Below are 8,931 nucleotides of genomic sequence, written 5' to 3' on the forward strand. Positions count from 1 at the left end.
GTGCTCGGGCGTTCGGTCGACGTGGCGAACGACACCCACATCGGCCGCGATCTGGCCGTGGATTCCCTGGCCTTGATGAACATCATCATGGAGCTCGAAGACACCTTCGACATCTCCATTCCTCTGGATCGCCTGGCTTCGGTTGAAACCGCCGGAGACCTTGCTTCCCTGATTAAAGACCTTCGGAATAGGGCCTAAAGCCATGGGGCTGTTCGACAAGCACCTCGCGTATCGCGACGCCTACAACGCGATCCGGCAAGCCGGCGCCGATCCCTTCAGTGTGCGCTTCGACGCCGTCGTCTCGCCGACTGAAGGCGTGATCAACGGCAAACGCACGATCCTGCTGGGCACCAACAACTATCTTGGCCTGACCTTCGACGAGCAGGCGATCGCCTCCTCGGTCAAGGCCGTCCAAGAACGCGGCACCGGCACCACCGGTTCCCGCATCGCCAACGGCAGCTTCGAGGCGCACGTCGAGCTCGAAGAGGCCCTGGCCAAGTTCTACAAGCGCAAGCACGCCATGGTGTTCACCACCGGCTACCAGGCGAACCTGGGCGTCCTGTCGACCCTGGTCGGTCGCGGCGACCACCTGATCCTCGACGCCGACAGCCACGCCTCGATCTATGACGGCGCGCGCCTGGGCCACGCCGAGGTCATCCGCTTCCGCCACAACGATCCGGAAGACCTGTATAAGCGCCTGCGCCGCATGAAGGACGTTCCCGGGGAACGCCTGATCGTCGTCGAAGGCATCTATTCGATGATCGGCGACATCGCGCCGCTCAAGGAAATCGCCGCCGTGAAGCGCGAGCTGGGCGGCTATCTGCTGGTCGACGAAGCCCACTCGATGGGCGTGCTCGGCGAGCACGGCCGCGGCCTGGCCGAACTGGCCGGCGTTGAGGAAGACGTCGACTTCGTGGTCGGCACCTTCTCCAAGAGCCTGGGCGCGATCGGCGGCTTCTGCGTCTCCGACATGGACGACTTCGACGTCATGCGCGTCACCTGCCGTCCGTACATGTTCACCGCCTCGCTGCCGCCGTCGGTGGTCTCCTCGACCGTGACCGCCCTGCGCCGCCTGGAAGAACAGCCCGAGCTGCGCCACAAGCTGATGGCCAACGCCCGCCGCCTGTACGACGGCCTCAGCTCGATGGGCTACATCACCGGCCCGACCTCCAGCCCGATCGTGGCGATCACCATGCCCGACACCGAGCGCGCGATCGGCATGTGGAACGCCCTGCTGCAGAACGGCGTCTATCTGAACCTGGCCCTGCCGCCGGCCACCCCGGACAGCCGTCCGTTGCTGCGCACCAGCGTCAGCGCCGCCCACTCCGAAGAGCAGATCGACCAGGTGCTGGCCGTGTTCGCCGAGATCGGCGCGGCCATGGGCCTGATCGAAGCCCCGCTGAAGCGCGTCTCGGCCTAAAGCCGGTTTTGATCGACTGAAATGCGAAAGGCCCGAGGGAAACCTCGGGCCTTTTCTTTTGGAGCCGAAGACACGCCGCAAGGGCATGTCCCCGGCATCGGCCTAGACCTTCGCCTTACCCTGGCGTTGCCGCCACAGCCGCCACAGCACCCCTGGCGCCGCCAGCACCGGGTGGCGCTCGCGCCAGGGCGTCAGGGCCACCGGCATGCCGGTGTGGCGCTCGATCTTCCACGCCGCGTAGCGCGCGGCCCCGTCGAAGGTGAAAGCCGCCTTGACCAGCCGGGCGTAGTTCAACGGCCGCCCCAGGCGCCTGCGCAGCCGCCAGGCGGCCTGAATGCGCTTTCGGTCCGCCGGGCTCAGCACGGGCTGCACCGATCCGTCGGTCTCGAGGTCCAGAAGCCCTTCCTCGCGCCAGCAGGCGGTCAGCAGGCGGTGATAGCGGGCGACGTCGAAGGCGAGGATCGAGCGCTCGCGCCCGCCCTTCTCGACCCGGAACTCGGCCGCGTAGGTCTCCTGGAACAGCGCCGACCAATAGGCCTCCGGCGGCCCTTCCGAAGGACCCAGGGCGGCGGCGAAGCGGGCCGCCGTGCGGGCGGCGTCGGCCACGGCCTCGACCACCTGGTCGGCGACGGCCGGAGCGGCGCTCCAGACCAGCCCCGCGGGCTGGACGAAGCGGGCCCAGATGGTGGTGTCGATCCCCTGCCCGCGCGTCGCGGCCTGGAACTGGGCCAGGGTCATGGTCGCGACCTTGGCCCGCAGCACTTGGCCGTCGATCTCCAGCTCGTGATAGCTGACGTCGGGCCACAGCAGGCGGGTGACCAGGCCCCTGAGGCCCGGACGCACACGCTCGGTCAGGACGTAGAAGTCCATCACGCCGTCCAGGTCGCCGGTGCGCAGGATCGAACCGTAGAACAACACCGCCAGCGGCGCCTCGAAGCGATCGAGCAGCCGTGCCGCGAAGGCCACGGCCTGCGGCGGGGCGGGAGCCAGCAGCTCCTCCCCCACCAGGCTGGCGACGGCCCCGGTCATGCCGCCAGGAACCGCAGGGTCGGGCCCAGGACCACGGTCACCCCGCCCGAGCCGTCATAGACGTCGCCGTCGACGACCAGCGGCTGCTCGGTGGTGATGCGCAGCTTCGAGGCGTCGCCCCGCCGGTAGCCGTTACGCGGCGACCAGGCGGAGTCCTTGCCCGCCAGCAAGGCCGGAAAGGCGCCGGGCAGGCCTCGGGGCGGCGCGTCGACATCGAGGAACTTCAGGCCCTCGCGCGGCGGGCCGAACGGCTTGACCCCGAACGGCAGGCGCTTGAGCGTCGTGGCCAGAACGATGAAGCGGTCGGCGGTGCGGGTCTCCTCACCGTCGATGGCCAGGCACAGCGGCACGCCGGCCCGCCACTGATCGCGCTTGCCGCCCATCACCGTGCCCACCAGCGCGCCCAGCACGCTCATGCCCACCGAGATGCTGTGGAAGGCCCCCAGCTTGTGGACGTTCTGGGCCAGGCTGGTGGCGCGCACGAAGGCGCCCAGGCCGAACACGAACCCGCTCAGGCTGGGTCGTCCGTCATCCCAGCGCACTTCCAGCGGCGCGCGGTGCTTGATCACGGCCTGGTCGGACCGGGCGGCGGCCACGGCCTTGGCCAGGGTCCAGTCGCGCGGCACGCCCAGGTCGATGGCCAGGACATTGGTCTTGCCCGAGGGGATCAGCGCGATCAGCGGCATGGCCTCGCCGAAGATCGGCGCCGCCCGGCTGATCACGTCGCGGATGGTGCCGTCGCCGCCGTCGATGACCAGGAGGCTCACCCCGCACTGGGCGAAGGCCCGCAGGTCCTGCTCCAGCGCCTCGGGGCTGGCCGGCTCGACCAGCAGCACCGCGTCTGGCGTCGCCCCCTCATCGGTGCGCCCGATGTTGGCGTGGCTCATGGGATTACGGACGACGCCAACACGCATCAGCGCGACAACCAGGAAACGACGGCCCCCTTCGGGGCCGCCAGGCCTTGCAGGATTTGCACGGCGTGCACGACCAGGCAGATCGCCGTCCAGATCGCCACCGCCAGGAACCCGATGTCGGGACGACCGACAAGGACCGCAAGCGTCAGCATGATCAGATTGGGGTTCCGGCGCGCGGTGATCAGTCGGAAGAAGCTGTCGAACGGCCGCCAGGCGTGCATCTCGACCTTGAACAGGGCCAGGAAGATCCCCTCCTCGACCCGCTGGAAGACGTACCCGCCGACGATGACCGCCAGGGCCAGCTGGCCATGCGGCATGGTCAGCCCGACCGCGCCGACGCCGACATACCAGGCCCACCACCAGAACGGCGGGTGGACCAGGTCGATGCCGTGGTCGAAGACATTGCCCCACTTGGACGAGGTCAGGGTCACCCGGGCCAGCTTGCCGTCGACCGTGTCGAGGAAGGTCATGATCCAGGCGCAGACCAGGCCCCAGCCCCACTGGCCGGTCCAGAACAGCCAGAAGGCCGCCAGCACTCCGACGAAGCCGATCAGGGTCACCTGGTTGGGGGTCATCCTGGCCAGGGCGCACCAGCGGGTGACGATCCGGGCGGGCGTGGGCCAGACATATTTGGTCACCAGGTCGGTGACGCCCTTGTACGAGCCCTGGAACAGGCGCTTCTCGACCGCCACGCGGGTCTCGGGCGTCAGGCGCTCCAGCACCGGCGGCTCTTTCTTGCGCAGGGCGCTGTTGTAGGCCGAACCCAGCTCCAGCGCCGTCAGGCGGGTCTTGGCCAGGGCGGTGACGTCCTCGCCGGTGTCGAGCCGCACGATCGCCTCGCTGGCCTGGGCGGCCGGCACGTTGACGGCGACCACGCGCCCGGCCTCGTCGACCAGGGCCACGCCGGGACGACCCGCCAGGGCCTTGATCAGCGACTCGTCGAACACCCAGCCGGCGTCGACCACGACCACGTCGCCGGTGAGAAACACGGTTTCGGGGCCGGCCTCGACCAGGCCCAGACGGCGGTAGATCCGGGACAGCCGCTCGGCGGAAGTCATCCCCCAGAGGCGCGTCTTGGCCTGTCCGACCGTGACGGCGGACGGGCCGGCGGCCTCATTTGGATGATTTTCCACGCTCACGATAGACAACCCCTTGAAACCTGGGGCGATTGATAAGCAGCTTCGGCCCCTTCCGCCAGAATCCGTGAAGCAAACTTTGTCGATATTCCGCTTAGCCCACCTCTCGGACCCCCATCTGCCGCCGCCTGATGGCGCGTTCGGCTGGCGGGACCTGCTGTCCAAGCGGCTGCTCAGCCGCATCGCCTGGCGCCGCAAGGCCCGCGAACACCGGCCCGAGGTGCTGGCCGCGGTGATCGCCGACCTCAAGGCCCTAGCCCCGGACCACATCGCCATCACCGGCGACCTGACCAATTACGCCTCGCCCGCCGAGTACGACGCGGCTCGGCTGTGGCTGGAGACGCTGGGTCCCGCCCGGACGATCACCGTCAGTCCCGGCAATCACGACGCCCTGGTCGAGACCAAGGGCGGCCGGCCGTTCGCCGCCTGGACGCCCTGGCTGGGTGACGCGGGCAAGGTCGTCTTCCCCCAGGTGCGGATCCGCGACGGCGTGGCGCTGTTCAACCTGTGCTCCGCCGTGCCGACCGCCCCGCACCTGGCCACCGGCCGGCTGGGAAAGGCGCAGCTGGACCGCCTGGACGCCCTGCTGGGCGACCCGGCCTATCGCGACGCCTTCCGGGTGCTGCTGATCCATCACCCGCCCGTTCCGGGCGCGGTGGCCAAGCGCAAGTCGCTGGAAGACCAGGACGCCCTGCGCGCCCTGCTCGCCCGCCACGGCGCCGATCTGGTCCTGCACGGTCACGCCCACGAGGCGATGGTCTCGACGGCGCCCGGACCCGACGGCGCGCTGATCCCCGTGCTGGGCGTGCCCTCGGCCTCGGCCATGGGCGAGCGCGGCCATCCGGCGGCGCGCTGGCACTGTGTCGAGATCGACCGCCAAGCCGACGGCGGCGTCGAGGTGAAGGTCGTGGCGCGCGGCCCGGAGCCCAAGACCGGCCAGTCCCGCGAACTGGGCCGCTACGTCCTGATCCAGGCCGGCCGCCCCCCGCGACCCGCCGCTCAGCGCCCGTAGCGCATCTTCACCCGCAGGATCGTGTCGCCGGGCTTGGCGATGAAGCGCGCGGCCTGGAAGGTCGGCGCGCCTATCGTGCTGGGCGCGTCGTTCGAGAAGGCGAAGCCTTCGATCGGCAGGCCCACGGCGTTCCGGTCGAAATCGCGGTTGCCGTTGGCGTCGTGATAGACGGCGATCGCGTAGGCGTCAGGCCTTGGCAGGTAGAAGCAGGCCTGGGTCATGGGCGCGTCGGCCTTGGCCCGCACCCGCAGCAACTTGCCGTGCGGCGCCAGGAATCGGCGAGCGTCGGGCGGATAGAGGGTGACCGCCACCTCGCCCTGGTTGGACCGCAGGCGACCGACCTGGACGATCAGTCGGGTGCCCGTCGGACGCCCTTCGCAAGGCCTGTGGCCGACCATGGCGGCCGCGCCCTCGCCGCTCGCGGAATCGTCCGCCGACGACGGTCCGGCCAGGACGGCGAAAACGGCCAGAACCGAAGCGAACAACGCGGATCGTACTTCCATGAAAAAGACGGCGTCCCTATTGTATACGTCACGGCGGCGAACGCCCGGAGGCGAGGCCGACATGACCAATCCCACCGCTGAGAATTTCGGTTTCCCCCGCACCAAGGTGGCCGAGACCGCGAGTTGGCTCGTCCTGGTGCGTCCCAAGCAACCGACATTTGGGTCTCTGGTCCTGGTATGCAAGGAATCAGTCGAGGCCTTCTCCCAACTGAGTCCCGCCGCCTTCGCCGATCTCAAGACGGCGACCGAAGGCGTCGAACGCGTGTTGAGCAAGGTGGTCGCGTACGAGAAGATCAACTACCTGATGCTGATGATGGTCGACAAGGACGTGCATTTCCACGTGATCCCGCGCTACGCCGGGTCGCGCGAGCATGAAGGCCGTGCGTACAACGACGCCGGCTGGCCCGCCGTTCCCGCCCTGGGATCGACGGTGGACCTGGATCTCGACGCCGCCGAGCGCCTGGCCCAGACCCTGGCCCAGGTCTGGTCCGCCGCGTGAAGAAGCCCATTCCCACGCCGCAGGGCACGTCGCGCTTCCGGCTGATCGACGCCTATCTGCTGCGCATGCTGCTCTGGCCCATCGTCGGCTGCCTGGGCGTGACCGTGATCGCCCTGCTGCTGGAGCGCGTTCTGCGGCTGCTGGACGTGCTGTCGCAAAGCAGCGCCCGCTTCGGCTATGTCACCTCGCTGGCCGCCAACCTGGTGCCGCACTATCTGGGCCTGGCCCTGCCGGTGGCGTTCTTCGTGGCGCTGTTCATCGTCATCACCAAGCTCAGCGACGGCTCCGAGATCGACGCCCTGCTGGCCAGCGGCCAGTCCCTGACCCGCGTCGCCGCGCCGTTCGTCTATGTCGGCCTGTTCCTGATGGTCTTCAGCCTGATCGTCTTCGGCTACATGCAGCCCTACAGCCGCTACGCCTATCGCGCCGTGATGCACCAGGCGATCAACGCCGGCTGGAACGGCAAGTTGAACGGCGGGTCCTTCATCGACCAGACCAAGCTGCTGATGACCGCCGACGGCGCCGACGCGGCGGGTCAGCGGCTCACCCGGGTGTTTATCCGCCGGATGGACGCCGCCGGCCGCGAGGAGGTGATCACCGCCGCCACCGCCGACCTGCGGGCCGACGCCGACGGCAAGAACGTCACCATGCTGCTGCGCAAGGGTCAACGGATCGGCGTCGACGCCCAGGACCACTACCGCATCCTGATGTTCGACCAGTTCACCACCAATGTCCCGCTGTCCGGCGCGGCCGCCCTGCTGCGCAGCCGCGGCGGCGACGAGCGTGAGCTGACCCTGGGCGAGCTGGCCTACCAGGCCAAGCTGCCCAATCCGGTCGTGCCGCACGCCACTCTGCTGGCCGAACTGTACGGACGCCTGGCCCGGGCTGCCTTCCTGCCCTTCCTGCCGCTGCTGGCCTTCCCTCTCGGCCTGGCCGCCAAGCGCGGCAACCGCACGCCGGGCCTGATCATCGCCGGCGTGCTGCTGCTCGCCTTCCAGCACAGCCTGCAGCTGGGCCAGAGCCTGGCGGAGTCCGGCAAGGCCATGCCCCTGGCGGCGATCGGCACGCCGTGGCTGATCTTCGTCAGCCTCAGTCTGTGGATGTTCATCGGCAGCCGCAAGCGGCCCGGCCAGACCCCGGTCACCGAGCTGATCCGCCGGTTCGGCGTCGGCATCAAGCGCTTCCGCCGCATGTTCCGGGACAAGTTCGAGCAGGCCGACGCATGAAGATCCAGCTCTAYGTCCTGCGCACGGTCGGCACGCGCGTGCTCGGCGCGGCCCTGATCCTGTTCTCGATCCTGCAGATCCTCGACCTGCTGGAAGTGACCACCGACATCCTCGACCGCGGGCTGGGCACGGCCGGGGTGCTGTACTACGCCGCCCTGCGGTCGCCGCGCCTGATCGAGCAGGTCGCCCCGATCGCCACCCTGGCCGGCGGGCTGTTCGCCTTTTCGCAGCTGGCCCGCGAGAGCGCGATCATCGCCATGCGCGCCACGGGGATCTCGGCCTATCGCATCGTCGCCATGGCCCTGCCCGTGGTGTTCGTGGTGATGGCCGTCGACTTCGGCTGCGCCCAGCTGATCGCCCCCCGCACCGACCCCGTCCTGGCCGACTGGTGGCAGGCCACCACGCCGGTCGCCGACCGCAAGGTCCCCGGCCCTCGCAGCTTCCGGGCGGGCGACGATCTGGTGATCGCCGCCGGGGCTTCGGCCGACGGCCGGACTCTGAACGCGGTGAAGATCTATCGGCGCGACAAGACCGGCCGGCTGACCGAGCGCGTCGAGGCCCCCTCGGCGACCTATGCCCGCGACAAGGGCTGGACCCTGATCAAGCCGGTGATCGTCCGGTTCAACGGCGAGCAGGTGAACGTGGTGCCGGCCGCCACGATGAGCTGGCCCTCGCCCCTGCATCGCCAGGACGTCCAGGCCCTGTTCGCCGACAGCCCCGTACCGACCGCCGCCACGGCCCGCCGGGCCCTGTTGAACGGCGGCGGCGACCGTCCGGCCACCTTCTACGAAACCCGCCTGCTGGCCGCCTTCGCCGGACCGGTCGCGTCCCTGGTCATGCTGCTGCTCAGCGCGCCGGTCGCCCTGGCCAATTTCCGCAGCAGCCAGGGCGCCAAGCTGCTGGCCGGCGGCCTCGCGGCCGGGCTGATCTTCCTGGTGGTCAACGGCCTGCTGTCGGCGCTCGGCGAAGGCGGCTCTCTTTCGCCCATCCTGGCTGTCTGGGGCGGTCCGGTCATCTTCGCGGCCCTCGCGATCCATGCGCTTGTTGTTTTGGAGGGCTGAATGCCGTTCGACACCGCCGATTCCGGTCTAGAGATCGTTCCCGTCAGCTCCAAATCCGAGCTGACGCGGTTCATCAACCTGGCCAACCGCCTCAACGCCAAGGACCCCAACTGGGTCGTGCCGCTGATGTA

General features: G+C 69.2%; 10 protein-coding genes. 6 read left to right on the plus strand and 4 right to left on the minus strand.

Annotation, left to right across the window (positions count from 1 at the left end; translation table 11 throughout):
- Positions 1-198: acyl carrier protein (locus AC1DZ6_RS12440; protein WP_477097486.1), on the plus strand; the 198-nt coding region annotated here is incomplete at its 5' end.
- A 4-nt stretch (positions 199-202) separates the two neighbouring features.
- Positions 203-1,420 (plus strand): serine palmitoyltransferase, encoded by a 1,218-nt coding sequence (spt, locus tag AC1DZ6_RS12445; protein WP_477097487.1) that lies wholly within the window; start codon positions 203-205, stop codon positions 1,418-1,420.
- A gap of 102 nt (positions 1,421-1,522) precedes the next feature.
- On the opposite strand, the gene AC1DZ6_RS12450 is transcribed toward spt, so the two are convergent.
- The 3 genes from AC1DZ6_RS12450 to AC1DZ6_RS12460 are packed head-to-tail and all read right to left on the minus strand — an operon-like array spanning position 1,523 to position 4,421.
- Positions 1,523-2,449, minus strand: a complete 927-nt coding sequence (locus AC1DZ6_RS12450; RefSeq protein ID WP_477097488.1) for a hypothetical protein — start codon at positions 2,447-2,449, stop codon at positions 1,523-1,525.
- Positions 2,446-3,336, minus strand: a complete 891-nt coding sequence (locus tag AC1DZ6_RS12455) for a diacylglycerol/lipid kinase family protein (protein ID WP_477097489.1) — start codon at positions 3,334-3,336, stop codon at positions 2,446-2,448. The genes AC1DZ6_RS12450 and AC1DZ6_RS12455 overlap by 4 nt, the downstream gene beginning before the upstream one ends.
- A 26-nt stretch (positions 3,337-3,362) precedes the next feature.
- Entirely contained in the window at positions 3,363-4,421 is a 1,059-nt protein-coding gene (locus AC1DZ6_RS12460) for a CDP-alcohol phosphatidyltransferase family protein (RefSeq protein ID WP_477097490.1), read from the minus strand.
- Positions 4,422-4,578: 157 nt separating this feature from the next.
- On the opposite strand from AC1DZ6_RS12460, the gene AC1DZ6_RS12465 reads away from it, so the two are divergent.
- Complete coding sequence (locus AC1DZ6_RS12465; RefSeq protein WP_477097491.1) at positions 4,579-5,511, plus strand: metallophosphoesterase family protein; 933 nt, start codon at positions 4,579-4,581, stop codon at positions 5,509-5,511.
- Here AC1DZ6_RS12465 and AC1DZ6_RS12470 read toward each other — a convergent pair.
- Entirely contained in the window at positions 5,499-6,014 is a 516-nt protein-coding gene (locus AC1DZ6_RS12470; protein WP_477097492.1) for a DUF2141 domain-containing protein, read from the minus strand. The genes AC1DZ6_RS12465 and AC1DZ6_RS12470 overlap by 13 nt on opposite strands.
- 61 nt (positions 6,015-6,075) lie before the next feature.
- Here AC1DZ6_RS12470 and AC1DZ6_RS12475 point away from each other — a divergent pair, with 61 nt between their 5' ends.
- Genes AC1DZ6_RS12475 through AC1DZ6_RS12485 form a run of 3 tightly spaced genes read left to right on the plus strand, consistent with a single transcriptional unit; the run spans position 6,076 to position 8,800 of the window.
- Complete coding sequence (locus tag AC1DZ6_RS12475) at positions 6,076-6,513, plus strand: HIT family protein (RefSeq protein WP_477097493.1); 438 nt, start codon at positions 6,076-6,078, stop codon at positions 6,511-6,513.
- Positions 6,510-7,739 (plus strand): LptF/LptG family permease, encoded by a 1,230-nt coding sequence (locus tag AC1DZ6_RS12480; RefSeq protein WP_477097494.1) that lies wholly within the window; start codon positions 6,510-6,512, stop codon positions 7,737-7,739. Before AC1DZ6_RS12475 ends, AC1DZ6_RS12480 begins: the two co-directional genes overlap by 4 nt.
- Positions 7,736-8,800, plus strand: a complete 1,065-nt coding sequence (locus tag AC1DZ6_RS12485) for an LptF/LptG family permease (protein ID WP_477097495.1) — start codon at positions 7,736-7,738, stop codon at positions 8,798-8,800. Before AC1DZ6_RS12480 ends, AC1DZ6_RS12485 begins: the two co-directional genes overlap by 4 nt.
- Positions 8,801-8,931: the final 131 nt, after the last annotated feature.

It is taken from the genome of Caulobacter sp. P1_B12_2, from assembly GCF_056406675.1.